Consider the following 17,812-nt stretch of genomic DNA (forward strand, 5'->3'; position numbering starts at 1 on the left):
CTGTTCCGAGCCGTTGATCATGAAGTTGTTGCACGTGACATCGGCGTGTCACGCAACAACTTCATGATCAACGGGGTCAGGCGGAGGCCCGTTCGACCAGTTGGGTGTCGAGGAGGATGTGGGGGGCGGGGAGTTCGTCGCCGCGGATCCGGGCGACCAGCAGCTGGGCCATCTGCCGGCCCATCTCCTCCACCGGCTGGAACACGGTGGTCAGCGGCGGGTCGGCCTGCCGGGCGACCGGCGCGTCGTCGAAGCCCACCACCGCCACGTCCTCGGGCACCCGCCGGCCTGCCTCGCGCAGCGTGCGCAGCGCGCCGAACGCCATCAGGTCGGAGGCGACGAAGACCGCGTCCAGGTCGGGGCAGACCTCCAGCAGCCGCCGCATGCCGGCCGCCCCGCTCTCCTCGCTGAAGTCGCCGTACGCCACCAGGTCGGGGTTGACCCCGCTGCCCGCGGCCCGGACCGCCTCCGTGTAGCCGGTCAACCGGGCCAGGCCGGCGCCCATGTCCTGCGGGCCGGCGATGGTGGCGATCCGCCGTCGCCCACGGCCGGCGAGGTACTCCACGGCGCGGCGGGCGCCGCCGACGTTGTCCACGTCGACGTACCAGGCCGGCTGGGCGCCTGGTTGCAGCATCCGGGCCGGGCGGCCGCCGAGCACGGCGGGCAGGCCGCGCTCCTCGAGCAGGGTGGGCAGCGGGTCGGCGTCGTGCAGCGACAGCAGCAGCACCCCGTCGACGTGCTGGTTGGTCAGGTGGTGCTCGACCCGCTCCCGCTCCACCGGGGACTGCGCCATGGCCAGCCAGAGCTGCATCGGCGTCTCCAGCAGCGCGGAGCTGATGCCGCGCACGATGCCGGCGAAGAACGGCTCGGTGAAGACCCGGTCGCCGGATTCGGAGACGACCAGCGCGACGGAGTCGGTGCGCTGGGTGACCAGGGCGCGGGCGGCCCGGTTCGGCACGTACCCCAGCTCGGCGATGGCCTGCTGCACCGCGGCCCGGGCCTCCGGACTGACCTGGGGCGAGCCGTTGACCACGCGGGACACCGTCCCGCGGCCGACGCCGGCGCGGGCGGCGACCGCGTCGAGGGTCGGGCGGCCGAGCGACCGGGTGCGCTGCGTTGTCATGGTCTGCTCCTCCGACGTCGGGCGGGCCCGGCGCACCTCGCGGGAGGTGGCGCCGGGACCGCCCGGTGCTGGCTGGTCCTCGCTATTGTGCGGCCAGACCGTTACGTCGGATCACCTCGGCGTACCACCTGGCGCTGGACTTGGGGATGCGGGCCTGGCTGTCGTAGTCGACGTAGATCATGCCGAACCGCTTGGTGTAACCCCAGGCCCACTCGAAATTATCCATCAGCGACCAGGCGAAGTAGCCGCGCAGGGGCACCCCGGCACTGATCGCCTCGTGGGAGGCGCGCAGGTGGGCGTCGAAGTAGGCGAGCCGGTCGGTGTCGTCGACCTGCCCGTCGACCACCGCGTCGACGAACGCCGAGCCGTTCTCGGTGACGTAGAGTGGCAGGTCGGTGTACTCGCCGCGCACCCGGCGCAGCGTCTCCACCAGGCCCGGCGCGTCGATCTCCCAGTTCATGTCGGTCACCGGCACGCCCCGGGTGACGAACCGGACGTCCTCGCTGCCCGGCCAGCAGGACGGCGACCGCCAGTACTTCTCCGGCGCGACGCCCTCGACCGGGGCGGCCACCACGTGCCGGCTGTAGTAGTTGATACCGACCAGGTCCAGCGGGCTGGAGATCACCGCCAGGTCGCCGTCGCGCACGTGCCCGAAGTCGGTGACGGTGGCCAGGTCGGCCTGCAGGTCGGCCGGGTACGACCCGCGCAGCAGCGGGTCCAGGAAGAACCGGTTGGCCAACCCGTCGATCCGCCGCGCGGCGTCCGCGTCGGCGGGCGAGTCGCTGGCCGGGGTGACCGGGTAGAGATTGACGGTCACCCCCACCTGGGCGGACGGCCGGGCCGCGCGCAGCGCCCGCACGGCGAGGCCGTGGCCGAGCATCAGGTGGTGCCCGGCCCGGACCGCGTCCGCCCCGTTGGAGCGGCCCGGCGCGTGCACGCCGGAGCCGTAGCCGAGGAACGCCGAGCACCACGGCTCGTTGAGCGTGGTCCAGTAGCGCACCCGGTCGCCGAGGGCGTCCGCGACGAGTTGGGTGTAGTCGGCGAACCGGCCGGCGGTGTCCCGGGCCGGCCAGCCGCCGGCGTCCTCGAGCGGCTGCGGCAGGTCCCAGTGGTAGAGGGTGAGCCACGGCTCGATGCCGTGGGCCAGCAGCCCGTCGACCAGCCGCCGGTAGAAGTCCAGCCCCTCCTGGTTGGCCGGGCCGGAGCCGCCGGGTTGCACCCGCGGCCAGGAGACCGAGAACCGGTACGACTTCAGCCCCAGCTCGGCCATCAGCGCGATGTCGGCGTCGAGCCGGTGGTAGTGGTCGCAGGCCACGTCGCCGGTGTGCCCGGCGACCACCCGCCCCGGCGTGTGGCTGAAGGTGTCCCAGATCGACGGGGTCCGGCCGCCCTCGGCCGCCGCGCCCTCGATCTGGTACGCCGCGGTGGCGGCGCCCCAGAGGAAGCCGGGCGGGAAGGTCAGCGGCGAACGCTCGTCGAGCACGCCGAGGGCGGGTGGGGTGGCGGGGTTGCTCACGACTTGACGGCGCCTTCCATGATGCCGCCGATGATCTGGCGGCCGAAGATGATGAACACGATCAGCAGCGGCAGGGTCGCCAGCGCGGTGCCGGCGAACAGCGCCACGTAGTCCGTCTGGTACGGCCCGGACGAGAGGATCTTCAGGGAGTACTGCACCGTCGGGGTGTCCGGGGTGAGCACGATGAACGGCCAGAGGAACTCGTTCCAGGTCTGCATGAAGGTCAGCAGGCCGAGTACGGCGGCCGCCGGCCGCAGCCCGGGCAGTACCACGTTCCAGTAGATCCGCCAGGTGGAACAGCCGTCGAGCCGGGCCGCCTCGATCAGCTCGTCGCTGATCGCGGACATCGCGTACTGGCGCATCATGAACACCCCGAAGCCCTGCACCAGGAACGGCACGATGACCGCCTGCAGGGTGCCGGTCCACTCCAGCTCGACCATCATCATGTAGAGCGGGATGACGCCGAGCTGGGTCGGCACCATCATGGTCAGGATGATGATCAGCAGCAGCGCGTTGCTGCCCCGGAACTTGAGCTTGGCGAAGGCGAAGCCCGCCAGGCTGGAGAAGAAGATCACCGAGATGGTGACCACGCTCGACACCACCGCCGAGTTGACCAGACCGTAGACGAATGCCGCGTCCTCGTTGGCCAGCATCCGGTCGATGTTGTTGAACAGCTGGTCGCCGGGGACCGGCGGCATCTCGTAGACCGCGCTGTTGTCCCGCGAGGCGATGATGAACGACCAGATGATCGGGAAGACCGAGAGCACCGAGCCCATGATCAGCGCGAGGTAGGTCAGCGGGCTGGCCTGCCAGAGCTGAGCACCGGGTACCCGGCCGCGCCGGCGGCGCCGAGGGGCCGGCGGGGGTGGGGTCACCGACCGGGGAAGGGTCTGTGCGGTGGTCACTTCTTCTCCCCCTTCACCGAACGGCGTACCAGCGCGAAGTTGATCAGCGCGAAGATGATGATCATCATGAAGAGCAACCAGGACATCGCCGAGCCGTAGCCGTACTCGGCGTTGCCGGTGAAGGTCTGCTCGTAGATGTACATGGCCAGGGTCTGGAACTGGTGGTCGGCGCCGCCACGGACCAGACCGAACCCGTACATCAGGGGCTCGGTGAAGATCTGGAAGCCACCGATGGTGGAGATGACGACCGTGAAGAGGATCGTCGGCCGGATCAGCGGCACGGTGATCGTCCAGAACTGCCGCCAGGCCGAGGCGCCGTCCAGCGCGGCCGACTCGTACAGGTCCTTCGGGATGGCCTGCATGGCGCCGAGGTAGATCAGCGCGTTGTAGCCGGTCCACCGCCAGTCGACCATGAACGAGATCGCGAACCAGGAGGCGTAGCGGTTGTCCCGCCAGGCGATCGGGTCGAAGCCCACGGTGCCGAGCAGCCAGTTGATCAGGCCGTACCGGTCCGCGAAGATCAGCGCGAAGATGATCCCGACCGCGGCCACCGAGGTGATGTTGGGGATGAGGATGCCCATCCGCAGCACCGTGCGGGCCCGCATCTGCCGGTTCAGCAGGTTGGCGAGGATCAACGCCACGACGAGCTGCGGCACCGTGCTGAGGATGAAGATGCCGACGGTGTTGTACGCCGCGTTCCAGAACTGGGCGTCCGCCATCAGGACGCGGTAGTTCTCCAGCCCCGCGAACTCCTTGGTGCCGCTGAGCAACTCGTAGTCGAAGAGCGAGACGTAGACGGTGTAGAGGACCGGGAAGAGGCCGAAGACCCCGAAGAGGACGAAGAACGGAGCGATGTAGAGGTACGGCGAGTACTTGATGTCCCAACGGCCGAGTCGGAACGACGGGCGCCGGTGTTGCGGGGTGGACGGGGGCGGGGAGGCGGCAGCCGATGGTGGCACCGCGCCGACGGTGGAACTCATTGCGGGTCCTTCCGGAAGTTGGGCGTTGGTGACCTCGGCGCAGGTCGCCGTCGGGCGTCCGCGGGGTCGGCGCCCACACCCGGGCCGGGTGTGGGCGCCGCCGCCGGTCCGCGGGCACCTGACGCCCGCGGACCCGACCGGTCACCGGCGACTCAGCTGGCCGCCTTCTTGGCCTCGTCCATCGCCTTCTTCCAGGCCGCGTCGGAACTGAGCCGGCCGCGCTCGGCCGCCTGCATCTGCGGCTCGACGATGGTCTCCCAGATCTGCTGGTGCTTGGCGCCGAGGAAGACCGGCTTCATGTTCTTGACGCTCTCCCCGAAGATCTTTCCGGTGGGCGCGCCGCTGAAGTACTCGCTCGTCTTGTCCTTGAACGCCGGGTCCTCGAGGCCGGCGATGTCGGACGGCATGGCGCCCGCCTCCTTGAACGCCGCCAGGTGCCCCTCCTTGCTGGTCAGGTACTTGGCCAGCAGGTACGCCTCCTTCGGGTGCTTGGTCTGGGCCGGGACGGCGAGGTACGACCCGCCCCAGTTGCCACCCCCGCCGGGGATCCGGGCGATGTCCCACTTGCCGGCGTTCGCCGGGCCGGAGCGCTGGGCGATGACGCCCTCGGTCATCCAGGCCGGGCAGGGCAGCGTGGCGAAGGCGGAGTTCTTGAAGGCCGCGTCCCAGTCGGCGCTCCACCGCTGCGCCTTGGCGGTGAGGCCATCGGCGGCCATCTGCAGGCCCATGTCCCAGGTCTGCTTGACCACCGGGTTGGTGTCACCGATGAACTTGTTGTCCTTGTCGAAGAAGAACGTCTCGGAGTTCTGCATGACGTGCGGCTGCATCAGGCTGGTGGCGCTGTCCAGCCAGGCCGCCTTGACCTTGCCGCTGGCCTTGAACTCCTTGCCCAGCGCGATGTAGTCCTGCCAGGTGCTCATCCGCTGGGAGACCTGTTCGCGGTCGGTGGGCAGGCCCGCCTGCTGGAACAGGTCCTTGCGGTAGCACATGGCCAGGCCGCCGACGTCGGTGCCGAGCCCGATCAGCTTCTTACCGTCCGGCGTCAGCGCGTTGTTCCACTTCCACTCGGGGAAGTTGGCCTTCAGCTCACCGGCGCCCAGGTCGAGCAGGTTGGTGAACTTGTCGTGGTTCTGGACGTACCCGAGCAGGACGCCCTCCTCCAGACCGACCACGTCGCCGGCCCCGCTGCCCGCGGCGAGCCACTGCACCAGCTTCGGCTGGAAGTCGCGCAGCTCGCCCATCTTCTGGTGCTCGACCTTGATGTTCGGGTTGGCCGCCTCGAAGTCCTTGATGGCCTGGTCGTAGCCGAAGTTCTGGAAGGTCTGCAGGACCAGCTTGACCTGCCCACCCTCGCCGCTTGCCTGGTCGTCGTTCTTCTTGCTGCACGCCGTGCCGCCAAGGGCCACGCCCACGGCGAGCGCGGCGACCGCGACAGTGCGGAACCGGCGCCCGATGACGCTCATCCCTGACCCCTCTCAGGTGGTGCTTCGTGTGGTGGTTGCGGATGCCTGACGCTGCTTCGTCGGTGGTGGCTTCCGGAGGTGTTCCAGGCTCGTGTGAGGTCCGCCCGCCGCCGAGCCGGGCGCCGAGCGGGTACGCCCCGTCGGGAGCGCTCCCATGAGATTGCTGGGGTGTGTCGGAGGTGTCAATAAGGTCGATGGGAGCGTTCCCAGATCGTTACCGCGCGTCGCCTGCGCGGGCGGCCGCGCGCGCAGCGGCGGCGGGGAGCAGGGGTGGCCGCGGCTCAGCGGAAGCGGGGCGGCAGGGGTGGGCGCGGGTCAGCAGAAGCGGCGCAGCAGGGTGTCGGCCCGGCCCGGGTCGAAGGCGGCCGGATCGAACCGGTCGCCCACCCACTCCCGCATCGACCGGTGCTCGGGATGGCGCGGGTCGGCCAGCGCGGCCAGCAGGGCGTGGTAGCCGACCGGTCCGCCGATGTCCTCCGGCGGGCAGGCCCGCGCGCCGTCCAGGCAGGACGGATAGCGCACCTCCGGGTCGGCGGTCACCGCGTCCTCCACCACCAGGTCGTGCTCCCACCAGTCGCCGAAGTCGTAGGTGTAGTGGAACCGGCTGCCCTTGCCCACCACCGCGTCGAGGCGGACGTCCAGCTCGTCGGTGAGGGCCAGTTCGCCGTCCGGGTCGGGCTCGCCGTACTGGATGCCGTCGATCTCGAACGAGTGCAGGTGACAGTCGCGCCAGCCCATCGCGTGCTGCACCACCCGGTGCAGCCGGTCGAGGGTGTAACCACCGGGGACGAGCACCCGACGCCAGACCGTCGGCCGGACCCCGGCCAGGGAAATCTTCAGCTGGAAGATCTGACGCGGCATGCTGTTCCATCCTCCCTCGGCATAGGCTTGCCAGCATGATCTGCCGAGCGTGCCGGGCGAGGCGGCACGACGACTGTCCGGGCCGGAACTGGTGCGACTGCCAGCACCGTACCCCCCGGCCCACCCCTCCGGTCACCGGTCCGGCCAGCGAATGACCGGCAAAATCCTGATTTCCCGGCTCTGGCCCGCCCCGCACCCGCAGCCCCTCGACGACGACGCGCTGGTCGCGCTCTACCCCCGCGGCGACCGCCCGCGCCTGCGGGTGAACTTCGTGACCAGCGTCGACGGCGCGGTCAGCGTCGACGGCTACTCCGCCGGGCTCTCCGGCCAGCCGGACAAGCGGGTCTTCGGCCTGCTGCGGATGCTCTGCGACGCGCTCGTGGTGGCCGCCGGCACGCTGCGGCACGAGGGCTACCGGGCGGTCCGGCTCAGCCCGCAGCGGCGGGCCTGGCGGCGGGCGCACGGGCTGGCCGAGTATCCGACGCTGGTGGTGGTCTCCGGCGCCCTCGACCTCGACCCGGCGCAGGCCGCGTTCGCCGACGCCCCGGTCCGCCCGGTGGTGCTCACCCACGCCGGCGCCGCCGCGCCGCCCGGGCTGACCGAGGTCGCCGACGTGGTGCGCTGCGGCACCGGGACCGTCGACCTCGTCGCCGGCCTGGCCGAGCTGCGCCGCCGCGGCCACGACCAGTTGCTCTGCGAGGGCGGCCCGCGGCTGTTCGGCGCGCTCACCGCGGCCGACCTGGTGGACGAGGTCTGTCTCACGGTCGCCCCGCTGCTCGCCGGTCCCGGCCCCGGCCGGATCACCGCCGGCGACCCGAGCCCGGTGCGGCAGCTGCCGCTGCGGCACGTGCTCGCCGCCGAGGACGGGGTGCTGCTGCTGCGCCACGCCCGGGACTGACGGCGGTCCGGGTCACCGCGGAGGTGGCCGGCCGCCGGCCCGCCGGCACCTGACGCCGAAGGCCACGTCGCGGGCCGATGCTTCACCCAGGGCACCCACCCGGTCCCGGTCGGTGAACGCCGCTCGTTCTCCCCGTGGCGTCCGCCGCGTCGCGTGGCGGCCTGTCGTACTCCTCGGGCAGGATGCAGGGCGTGCCTCCCCACCCCGACGACCAGCCGACCGGAGTTGCGATGACCGACGACGACGTCGACGGCCCCGGCGAGGGGGTCGGCCGGGTGCTGGGCACCGCCGACGCCACCCCGCTGCAGTTCTGGACGGCGGTCTCCCCCGGCAGCTACCTGCAGCTCGACGACGTGGTGGTGACCCGGCGCGAGCTGCCCGACCGGGAGCCGGTGACCATCGCCGGCGTGGTCACCCAGGTGCGCGCCCGGCACGAGGGCGCCCAGTTCGACTCCGACGTCTTCGCCATCGCCGACGGCACCCTCCCCGCCCAGGTGCAGGAGGCGGCCGAGATCACCACCACCCGGGTCGACCCCGAGCTCTACGTGCCGCCGTCGCCGGGCGCGGTCGTGCACCGCGCCGAGGGCGACGCGCGGGCCCGCGCGCTGCACTTCGACCGGATGGAACGGCGGATCCCGATGGGCATGGGCCGCGACGGGGTGCCGGTCTACCTGAACGCCGACTTCCTCGACGGCAGCCGGGGCGCGCACGTCTCCATCTCCGGCATCTCCGGGGTGGCCACCAAGACCAGCTTCGCCACCTTCCTGCTCTACTCGGTGTTCCGCTCCGGCGTGCTGGGCGGCGACGCGGTCAACGCCAAGGCGCTCATCTTCAACGTCAAGGGCGAGGACCTGCTCTTCCTCGACCATGCCAACACCCGCCTCGACGACGGCACCCGCGCCGGCTACGCCCGGCTCGGGCTCACCGCCGGCGCCTTCCCCGACGTCCGGGTCTACGCCCCGCCGCGGGTCGGCGACTCGTCCGGCACCCCCGACGTGAGCAGCCGGCTCACCGGAGTCGACAGCTTCTACTGGACGCTGAGCGAGTTCTGCGCCGACCGGCTGCTGCCGTACGTCTTCGCCGACGCCGACGACGAACGCCAGCAGTACACGATGGTGGTGCACTCGGTCGCCGCCCACCTGGCCCGGCACGCCCAGCCGGCCGACGGCGGGGTGAGCCTCGACGGGGTGCGGCTCGGCTCGTACGCCGACCTGGTCGACCACGTCGTCGAGCAGCTCAACGACGACGAGACCCGGTCGGAGTGGGCCGGCAGCGCGGTCGGGCTCGGCACGGTCAACGCGTTCGCCCGGCGGCTGATCGGCAGCAAGAAGGACCTCTCCCGGCTGATCCGGGGCGACCTGGCCACCCGCCGCCCGCACTCGATCAACACCGCCGAGAGCGCCCAGGTCACCGTGGTCGACCTGCACAACCTGCCGGACCGCGCGCAGCGGTTCGTGGTCGGCGTGACGCTCAAGAGCGAGTTCGAGCGCAAGGAGAAGGCCGGCACCGCCAAACCCCTGCTCTTCGTGGTGCTCGACGAGCTGAACAAGTACGCCCCCCGGGAGGGCTCCTCGCCGATCAAGGAGGTGCTGCTCGACATCGCCGAGCGGGGCCGGTCGCTCGGGGTGATCCTGATCGGCGCCCAGCAGACGGCGAGCGAGGTGGAGCGGCGGATCGTCACCAACTCGGCGATCCGGGTGGTCGGCCGGCTCGACCCGGCCGAGGCGTCCCGCCCCGAGTACGGCTTCCTGCCCCCCGCCCAGCGGCAACGCGCGCTGCTGGCCAAGCCGGGCACGATGTTCGTCAACCAGCCCGACATCCCGGTGCCGCTCTGCCTGGAGTTCCCCTTCCCCGCCTGGGCGACCCGGGTCTCCGAGGCCGGCCGGGCCCCGTCCGAGACCTTGCGCTCGATCACCCAGTCCGCCGACCCGTTCGCGGTGGTCGGCTCGGGCGGCGGCGCCGACGACGACATCCCGTTCTAGGGGGCGAACCCGTGAAGATCCTGCACACCTCGGACTGGCACGTCGGCAAGGTCCTCAAGGGGCAGTCGCGGGCCGAGGAGCACAAGCAGGTGCTGGCCGGGGTGATCGACATCGCCCGGGCCGAGCGGCCCGACCTGGTCATCGTCGCCGGTGACCTCTACGACACCGCCGCGCCGACGCCGGAGGCCACCCGGCTGGTCACCCGGGCGCTGACCGCGCTGCGGCGCACCGGCGCCGACGTGGTCGCCATCGGCGGCAACCACGACAACGGGCAGGCCCTGGACGCGCTGCGCCCGTGGGCCGAGGCCGCCGGCATCACGCTGCGCGGCGGGGTCCGCGACAACCCCGATGAGCACGTCGTCGACGGCACCACCACGGGCGGCGAGCGGTGGCGGCTGGCCGCGCTGCCGTTCCTGTCCCAGCGCTACGCGATCCGCGCGGTGGAGATGTACGAGCTGACCGCCGCCGAGACCACCCAGACGTACGCCGACCACCTGGGCCGGGTGCTCGGCCGGCTCACCGAGAGCTTCACCGAGCCGGACCGGGTGCACCTGGTCACCGCGCACCTGACGGTGGTCGGCGCGGCCACCGGCGGCGGCGAGCGGGACGCGCACACCGTGCTCGGCTACGCGGTGCCGGCGACGGTCTTCCCGGGCACCGCGCACTACGTGGCGCTCGGCCACCTGCACCGCTCCCAGCGGGTGCAGGGCCCCTGCCCGATCCGCTACAGCGGCAGCCCGCTGGCGGTGGACTTCGGCGAACAGGAGAACGTCCCGTCGGTGACGCTGGTCGAGGTGACCGCGACGACAGCGGCGCAGATCCGCGAGGTGCCGGTAGCCGCGGCGACCCCGCTGCGGACGGTCCGCGGCACGCTGGCCCAGCTCGCCGAGATCGACGCCCCGGAGGGCTGGCTGCGGGTGTACGTCCGGGAGCAGCCGCGCGCCGGGCTCCGCGAGGAGGTGCAGGAGCTGCTGCCCCGGGCGTTGGAGATCCGGATCGACCCGGAGCTGGTGCCGGCGCCGGGCAGCGGCACCCGGGTCGCCCAGCGGGCCGGCCGCTCCCCGAGCGAGCTCTTCGCCGACTACCTGAGCAGCCGGGGGCACGCCGACGACGGAGTCCGGGAACTCTTCGACGAGCTCCTGGAGGAGGTGGAGCACTGATGCGCCCGATGCGGCTGGACATGGCCGGCTTCACCGTCTTCCGCGACGAGACCACCGTCGACTTCACCGACGCCGACTTCTTCGCCCTGGTCGGCCCCACCGGCTCCGGCAAGTCGACGGTGCTGGACGCGATCTGCTTCGCCCTCTACGGCACGGTGCCCCGCTGGGGCGGCGCCCGTGGCCTGGCCAACGCCCTGGCGCCGTCGGCCACCGAGGCCCGGGTCCGGCTGGTCTTCGAGTCCGGCGGGGCCCGCTACGTGGCCACCCGGGTGGTGCGCCGGGACGGCCGGGGCAACGTCAAGACGGCCAACGCCGGCCTGCAGCTGATGCCGGCCGGGTTCGACGTCACCAAGCTGGACACCGGGCTCAGCCCGGAGGATCTCGGCGAGGTGGTGGCCGGCACCCCGGCCGAGATGGACGAGGCGGTGCTGGAGGCGGTCGGGCTGCCGTACGAACAGTTCACCAGCTGCGTGGTGCTGCCGCAGGGCCAGTTCGCCGATTTCCTGCACGCCAGGCCGGCCACCCGGCAGCAGATCCTGGTCAACCTGCTCGGCCTCGGGGTCTACGAGGAGGTGCAGAAGAAGGCGACCGCGCGGGCCGCGCAGGCCGAGGCGCGGTTGGAGACGGTCGACCAGCTGCTCGGCGGGCTGACCGACGTCGACGACGCCGCGCTGGAGGCGGCGACCGCGCAGGTCGACCGGCTGCGCGAGTTGGCCGGGGCGGTGGCCGCGGCCGTACCGGAGCTGGACGCGGCCCGGGCCACGGCGCTGCAGGCGCAGGCGGCGCTGGCCGCCCTCGACGCCGACCTCGCCGTGCTCGGCGCGGTGCGGGCGCCGGCCGGAGTGGCCGAGGTGGCCCGGGCGGTGACCGCCGCGCGCGCCGACGCCGACGCGGCGGCCACCGCGGTGGCGCTGGCCGAGGAGCGGGAGGAGAAGCTCCGGGGCGAGCTGGCCGCCGCCGGCGACGAGAGCGCGCTGCGGCTGCAGCTGAAGGCGTACGCCGACCGGGAGAAGCTGGCCGGCGAGGCGGACGCGGTCCGGGCGGCGCTGGCGGTGGCCGGCGCCGAGCACGACGCGGCCGTGCGCGCGCTGGCCGAGGCGCGGGCGGCGGCCGAACGGGCCGAGGAGGAGTTGGCGGCGGCGTTCCGGGCGCACGAGGAGGCGAAGGCCACCGACCAGGCCGTGGCGCTGCGGGCGCACCTGGCCGACGGCGACGCCTGCCCGGTCTGCGAGCAGGTGGTGGCCACGGTGCCGGCGGTCCCCGCCGGTTCGGCGGTGGCCCGCGCGGTGGCGGCCGGCAAGGCCGCCCGGGCGGCCAGCGAGGCGGCCGGGCGGGTGGTGCGGGAGCGCGACACGGCGGCCCGCGACCTGGAGCGGGTGCTGGTGCAGGCCCGCGCCCGGCAGGATCAGGTGGACGGCCGGTTGGCCGAGCTGGACGCTCAGCTCGCCGGGGCCGCGACGGCCGAGGCGCTGCGGGACCGGCTCGCCGAGCACGCCCGGCTGCGGCGGTCCCTGGAGGAAGCGGGCGCGGCGGTCCGCGCCGGCCGGGAGTCGGCCCGGCAGGCCCGCGGCGCGGTGGACGCCGCCGAGCAGCGGCTGCGCGCGGCGTGGCGGGCGTTCGACGCGGCCCGGGACGGGCTGGCCCGGTTCGGCCCGCCGGCGGCCGACCGGGAGGACGTCGCGGCGGCCTGGACCACGCTCACCGGCTGGGCCGCGGCCGAGGCGGAGCAGCGCCGGGCGGAGCGGGCCGGGCGGGCCGGCGCGGTGGCCGAGGCCGAGGCGGCCGCCGCCGCGGCTGCGGAGCGGATCGCCGGCATCTTCGCCGCCGCCGGGTTGCCGCCCGCGGACGACCCGGTCCGCGCCGCCGCGGTGGCCGTCGAGCGGGCCGAGGCCGACCGGCGGCAACTGCTGCAGCGGCGGGAGCAGGCGGCGGGGCTGCGCGAGCAGCGCGCCGGGCACGAGCGTGAGGCGCAGGTGGCCCGGGCGCTCGCCGGGCACCTGCGGGCCAACAACTTCGAGCGGTGGCTGCTGGCCGAGGCGCTGGACCTGCTGGTCGACGGCGCCTCCGGGATCCTGCGGGACCTCTCCGGCGGCCAGTACGACCTGGTGCACGACAAGGGCGAGTTCTTCGTCGTCGACCACCACGACGCCGGGCTGCGCCGGGGCGTGCGCACCCTCTCCGGCGGCGAGACGTTCCAGGCGTCGCTGGCGCTGGCGCTGGCGCTCTCCGAGCAGCTGGCCGGGATGTCCACCACCGCGGCGAGCCTGGAGTCGATCGTGCTGGACGAGGGCTTCGGCACGCTCGACGCGGCCACCCTGGACACGGTGGCCGCCACCCTGGAGAGCCTGGCCGCCCGCGGTGACCGGATGGTCGGCGTGGTCACCCACGTGCCTGCGCTGGCCGAGCGCATCCCGGTCCGGTTCGAGGTACGCAAGGACGCCCGCTCGGCGCGGGTGGAACGGACCGGCCGATGACCGCCCGGTTCTTCGTCGACGCGTGGGATCCCGCGTACGGGGCGTCGTTCGAGGCGTCGTCGGCCGGGCCGGCCGCGCCGAGCAGCGCCCAGGTCGACCCGGACGCCGAACTGCCCGCGGTGGACTGGCGGGCCATCGACGCGCGCCCCGGCCTGCGCGCGCCGGACGTGGTGCTGCTGGTCGACGGGGTACGCCGGATCGACGCCAGCGTCTGGACGGCGGAGGCCGACGGCGGATCGTTCCCCGGCCTGGCCGCCTCCTACGCCGCCGGGGTGGTCCGCTGCGACCTGCAACGGGGCGCGGCGCAGTTGGCGGGCACCCGGGTGGGCCGGGGTCTGTTCACCGCGAGCCCCTCCGCCGAGGACGTGGTGGCCGGGCGGGTCCGCTATCCGGTGCACCGGGTCAGCGGCACCGGTGAGCTGGCCAAGCTGCCGGCGGCCGTGCAGGGTCCGCTGACCGCGCTGGAGGTGGAGGTCTCCGGCGCCGCCCGGGTCGACGGCGACCTGCTGGTGGTGGACGGGCCGCTGCGCAACCGGCGGCAGCTGCCCCGCACCCTCGGCTACATCAAGACCCAGCACAGCCAGTACCTGGACGCCCGGCTCACCGCGGTGGTCACCGGGTTGGCCGCCGGCCAGCGCTCCCCCGTCTTCCGGCTCGGCACGGCCTGGGGCGGCTGGTCGTGGTACCTGCGGTTGCCGGTGGCCGCCGGGGCGCCCTGGGCGGGCATCGTCCGGCTGGAGTGCTCGGCCGACCTGACCATCACCGAGGCGGTCGAGCTGGCCGACCTGTCCCTGGTCACCCTGCCCCGGTTCGCGTCCACGCCGTACAAGGACCCGCGGGCCCCGCAGAACCTGATCCCGATCGCCGGCCTGGAACGCCGGCTGCGGGCGCTGCTCGGTGACGCCCGGCTGCTGCACCGGGCGCTGACCGCCGCCGCCCGCCCCTGACCGCCGCCGGGATACTGGGTGGCATGGGGCGCAGGCGGGCCGGGGACCGGGTGGTGGAGCAGGTCGACACCGGGCACGCCGAGCTGGTGCCGGACCCGGACCGGGCCGACTCGTGGACGCTGCTGCTGGACGGCGCGCCGCAGTCGCACGTCGACCTGGCCGACCCCACCCACCTGGAGTTCGAGTACGTCCGCCGGCTGGCCGCGGCGATCGACCTGGTCGCGCCGGCCGGCGCCCCGCTGCGGGTGCTGCACCTGGGTGGCGGCGCGCTGACCCTGCCCCGGTACGTCAGCGCCACCCGTCCGGGCTCGACGCAGCGGGTGGTCGAGGTGGACGGCGCGCTGATGGACCTGGTCCGGCGGGTGCTGCCGTGGCGCGCCGACCCGCGGCTGCGGGTCCGGGTCGCCGACGCCCGGGCGGTGCTGGCCAGCACCCGGGACGCCAGCTGCGATCTGGTCGTCGCCGACGTCTTCGCCGGCGCCCGGACCCCGGCCCACCTGACCTCGGTCGAGTACACCGCCGAGGTGGCCCGGGTGCTGCGCCCGCAGGGCTGGTACCTGGCCAACGTCGCCGACGGCCCGCCGCTGCGGTACGCCCGCGGCCAGCTGGCCACGGTCCGCTCGGTGCTGCCCCGGGCCTGCCTGGTCGGTGACGCGGCCGTGCTGCGCGGGCGGCGCTACGGCAACCTGGTGCTGGTGGCCGGCCGGGTGGAGCCGCCGGTGCCGGAGCTGACCCGGCGGGCCGCCGGGGACTGGTTCCCCGGCCGGGTGCTGGCCGGGGCGGACCTGGACCGCTTCGTCGGCGGCGCCCCGGTGGTGCGGGACGCCGGTGCCACCGCGTCGACGCCACCACCGCCCGGGATTTTTTCCGTCCGCCGTTGATCCGTTCGGCCCGGCGCTGCGTACCACCGGGCGGCCATGCCCGTGGGGGGAGGGCCGATGTCATCGGACACCCGGAGGTCTGCATGCATGCGGTGGCGGTCGGCTGGCACGGCGACTCGGTGCGGGCGGACTGGATGTCGGCGCGGTCCCAGTCGCGGTCGACCCGGTCCGCACGTGGGGTCGACGCCCGCCCGTCGTCTCGCCAGAATGACCCGGTGACGCCGCGACCGGCGCCGGGACGCCACCAGGCGGCGTCGTCCGAGGCCGCTCACTCCGACCAGTTGATCCGGCTGCTCTACGCCGAGCACGCCGGGCCGCTGCTGATGTTCGTCATGCGGCTGACCGGTGGGGACCGGCAGCGCGCGGAGGACATCGTGCAGGAGACCCTGCTGCGGGCCTGGCGCAACGCGCACCGGCTGGGGGCGCAGGGGCAGGGGTCGCTGCGACCCTGGCTGGTCACCGTGGCCCGCCGGATCGCCATCGACGAGCACCGCAGCGAGCAGGCCCGGCCGGCCGAGACGTACGACCGGGACCTGACCGCGTTCGCCGAGGCGGACAGCACCGACCGGGTGCTGCGCACGATGACCGTGGCGGACGCGCTGCGTACGCTGAGCCAGTCGCACCGGGAGATCCTGGTGGCCACGTACTTCCGGGGCCGGACGGTGCCCGAGGCGGCGGAGGAGTTGGGGCTTCCGCTGGGCACCGCCAAGTCGCGGGTCTACTACGCGCTGCGCGCGCTGCGCACGGCTCTGCAGGAACGGGGGGTGACGGAATGAGCCGGGCGGACCACATGGACGTCGCGGCGTACGCGCTGGGCGTGCTGGACGAGCAGGACACCGAACGGTTCGAGGAGCACCTCGCCACCTGCTGGGCGTGCGCCGCGGAGCTGGAGACCATGGTCCCGGTGGTCGGGCTGCTCTCCGGCATCGACGGCGAGACGATGTCCGCGCTGGAGCAGACGCAGACCGACCCGGCGCTGCTGGACCGCACCCTGGTCGCGGTCCGGGCCGACCGGCGGCGTACCCGGTTCCGGCAGTTGCTGGCCACCGCGGCCGCCGTGGTGGTGCTCGGCGGCCTGACCGGGATCGGCTTCGCCAGCGTGGTCGAGCGGGACGACGCTCCGCCGGACGTGATCGCCGGGCCGACCACCAGCGCCCCGCTCACCCCACCCCCCGGGACCCGCTCCGCCGGCCCCAACGAGCCGAACGTGGGCGGCAACGAGGAGGAGGGCGACCAGCACGACGTGGTGGACCCGAGCACCGGCGTGAAGACGACGTTCTTCGTGGTGGCGAAGGAGTTCGGCACCCGGGTCAACTTCAGCCTCTCCCGGCTGCCCGGGCCGCGGACCTGCCGGCTGGTGGTGGTGCGCAAGAACGCCACCACCGAGGTGATCTCCACCTGGTCGGTGCCGGCCGGCGGGTACGGCACCAACACCAACCCCCAGTTGCTGACCCTGTCGGCGGCCACCTCGACGCCGGTCGACGACATCAAGCAGTTCCAGGTGCAGTCGGTGGACGTGAACGGGGTGGCGAGCCCGCTGGTGACCGTACCGATCTGACCGTCGATGCCGATCGGCGCCGGCCAGGAACAATGGCCGGCGCCGATTGGTCGTTGGTTTCTCCGAATGGCGGTCGTCGATGGCGCACACGCGTCCGAGGCGCGCCCGGTTCACGCATTCCTTGTGAAATTGGCCACGGATCCGATTTCAACCTTGACAGCCCTCGTGCCGTATTACCCGGTGAACTGCCAAGCATGAGGAGGGCACGTGGCACAGATGAAGCGGACCGTCATCGTCGCGAGCGCGATGGTCGCACTTACGGCCTGCGCTCCCGCGGGTTACGACGGGGCGAACCAGAGCGCGGCCGAGCCGGTCGCCGTCGCCGCGGCCGAGCCCACCGCGACGGCTGAACCGGAGGCGTCGGCATCGGCGGAGGCCCCGGTGGCCGACGCGCCGCCGCCCGCCGACGTCGAACTCACCGACCGGCTCATCGGCAAGAAGGTCGCCCGGATGGGCAGCGTGGTCACCGACCAGGACGGGTGGATCCTGTACCGCTTCGACAAGGACACCAACGACCCGGCGGCGTCCAACTGCGTCGACAAGTGCGCGGAGGTCTGGCCGCCGGCGCTGACCGACGGCAACCCGCAGCTGAACGGCGTCTCCGACGACAAGGTCGGCACCGTGACCCGGCAGGACGGTACCCGGCAGATCACCCTGGACGGCTGGCCGCTCTACCGCTACATCGGTGACAAGAAGCCCGGCCAGTGGAAGGGCCAGGGCGTCGGTGGCACCTGGTTCGTGGTGGCGCCGGACGGCAAGAAGAACCTGACCTGCCTGCCCACCGGCACGCCGAAGCCGGTGGCCCCGCCCTCGGACGACCAGGGCGCGCAGGGCGGCGACTCCGGCTATTCGTACTGACCCGCTCCAGGGCCCGGTGGCCGGTCGCAGCCGGGGAGGGCGCGGCCGGTCACCGTCGTCGCTCGGGTCGGCGGCACCGGCCGCCGGTCCCGGCGAACCGGGAGCGGGCCCGGGTCGGTGGCGCGCCGACGCCAGCAGGCGCTGCCCACCGAGGTCCCCCCAACCCGCACCCACGGCCGATCCCGGCCGGTCCGCTCCCGAGGCAC

The 17,812-nt window shown here is 73.4% G+C and carries 15 protein-coding genes; 9 read left to right on the plus strand and 6 right to left on the minus strand.

The genetic code is table 11. The features are described from left to right. Positions 1 to 76: 76 nt before the first annotated feature. The 6 genes from FHX32_RS23495 to FHX32_RS23520 form a co-directional block, all read right to left on the minus strand. The gene (locus FHX32_RS23495) at positions 77 to 1,123 is read right to left on the minus strand and encodes a LacI family DNA-binding transcriptional regulator (protein ID WP_167187239.1); all 1,047 of its coding nucleotides are present in this window, start codon (positions 1,121 to 1,123) and stop codon (positions 77 to 79) included. Positions 1,124 to 1,205: 82 nt separating this feature from the next. Continuing rightward, complete coding sequence (locus FHX32_RS23500; RefSeq protein WP_167187242.1) at positions 1,206 to 2,639, minus strand: GH1 family beta-glucosidase; 1,434 nt, start codon at positions 2,637 to 2,639, stop codon at positions 1,206 to 1,208. Next, positions 2,636 to 3,415, minus strand: a complete 780-nt coding sequence (locus FHX32_RS23505) for a carbohydrate ABC transporter permease (RefSeq protein ID WP_167189158.1) — start codon at positions 3,413 to 3,415, stop codon at positions 2,636 to 2,638. Before FHX32_RS23505 ends, FHX32_RS23500 begins: the two co-directional genes overlap by 4 nt. Before the next feature lie 125 nt (positions 3,416 to 3,540). Continuing rightward, positions 3,541 to 4,524, minus strand: coding sequence for a carbohydrate ABC transporter permease (locus FHX32_RS23510; RefSeq protein WP_167187245.1), 984 nt, complete (start codon positions 4,522 to 4,524; stop codon positions 3,541 to 3,543). A gap of 152 nt (positions 4,525 to 4,676) precedes the next feature. Further along, positions 4,677 to 5,987 carry an extracellular solute-binding protein gene (locus FHX32_RS23515; RefSeq protein ID WP_167187249.1) on the minus strand — a complete coding sequence of 437 codons (1,311 nt, stop codon included), beginning with the start codon at positions 5,985 to 5,987 and terminating at the stop codon, positions 4,677 to 4,679. A gap of 315 nt (positions 5,988 to 6,302) precedes the next feature. Next, positions 6,303 to 6,848, minus strand: coding sequence for a plasmid pRiA4b ORF-3 family protein (locus tag FHX32_RS23520; RefSeq protein WP_167187252.1), 546 nt, complete (start codon positions 6,846 to 6,848; stop codon positions 6,303 to 6,305). 151 nt (positions 6,849 to 6,999) lie between these two features. On the opposite strand from FHX32_RS23520, the gene FHX32_RS23525 reads away from it, so the two are divergent. From FHX32_RS23525 to FHX32_RS23565, 9 genes are all read left to right on the plus strand, one after another. Then, entirely contained in the window at positions 7,000 to 7,746 is a 747-nt protein-coding gene (locus FHX32_RS23525; protein WP_167187255.1) for a pyrimidine reductase family protein, read from the plus strand. A gap of 230 nt (positions 7,747 to 7,976) precedes the next feature. Then, positions 7,977 to 9,728, plus strand: a complete 1,752-nt coding sequence (locus FHX32_RS23530) for an ATP-binding protein (protein ID WP_167187258.1) — start codon at positions 7,977 to 7,979, stop codon at positions 9,726 to 9,728. Between the two features lie 11 nt (positions 9,729 to 9,739). After that, the gene (locus FHX32_RS23535) at positions 9,740 to 10,888 is read left to right on the plus strand and encodes a metallophosphoesterase family protein (RefSeq protein ID WP_167187261.1); all 1,149 of its coding nucleotides are present in this window, start codon (positions 9,740 to 9,742) and stop codon (positions 10,886 to 10,888) included. After that, the gene (locus FHX32_RS23540) at positions 10,888 to 13,362 is read left to right on the plus strand and encodes an AAA family ATPase (protein ID WP_167187265.1); all 2,475 of its coding nucleotides are present in this window, start codon (positions 10,888 to 10,890) and stop codon (positions 13,360 to 13,362) included. Before FHX32_RS23535 ends, FHX32_RS23540 begins: the two co-directional genes overlap by 1 nt. Further along, on the plus strand, positions 13,359 to 14,309 hold the full coding sequence (locus FHX32_RS23545) for a hypothetical protein (RefSeq protein ID WP_167187269.1): 951 nt from the start codon (positions 13,359 to 13,361) through the stop codon (positions 14,307 to 14,309). Before FHX32_RS23540 ends, FHX32_RS23545 begins: the two co-directional genes overlap by 4 nt. 23 nt (positions 14,310 to 14,332) lie before the next feature. After that, positions 14,333 to 15,190 (plus strand): fused MFS/spermidine synthase, encoded by an 858-nt coding sequence (locus tag FHX32_RS23550; protein ID WP_167187272.1) that lies wholly within the window; start codon positions 14,333 to 14,335, stop codon positions 15,188 to 15,190. Positions 15,191 to 15,273: 83 nt separating this feature from the next. Further along, a complete protein-coding gene (locus tag FHX32_RS23555; protein WP_167187275.1) occupies positions 15,274 to 15,966 on the plus strand; it encodes a sigma-70 family RNA polymerase sigma factor in 693 nt (230 codons plus the stop codon). Further along, the gene (locus FHX32_RS23560; protein WP_167187278.1) at positions 15,963 to 16,748 is read left to right on the plus strand and encodes a zf-HC2 domain-containing protein; all 786 of its coding nucleotides are present in this window, start codon (positions 15,963 to 15,965) and stop codon (positions 16,746 to 16,748) included. Before FHX32_RS23555 ends, FHX32_RS23560 begins: the two co-directional genes overlap by 4 nt. Positions 16,749 to 16,955: 207 nt before the next feature. Then, positions 16,956 to 17,606 carry a COG4315 family predicted lipoprotein gene (locus FHX32_RS23565; protein WP_109903738.1) on the plus strand — a complete coding sequence of 217 codons (651 nt, stop codon included), beginning with the start codon at positions 16,956 to 16,958 and terminating at the stop codon, positions 17,604 to 17,606. Positions 17,607 to 17,812 lie beyond the last annotated feature (206 nt).

Source organism: Micromonospora sp. CNZ280 (assembly GCF_011759515.1).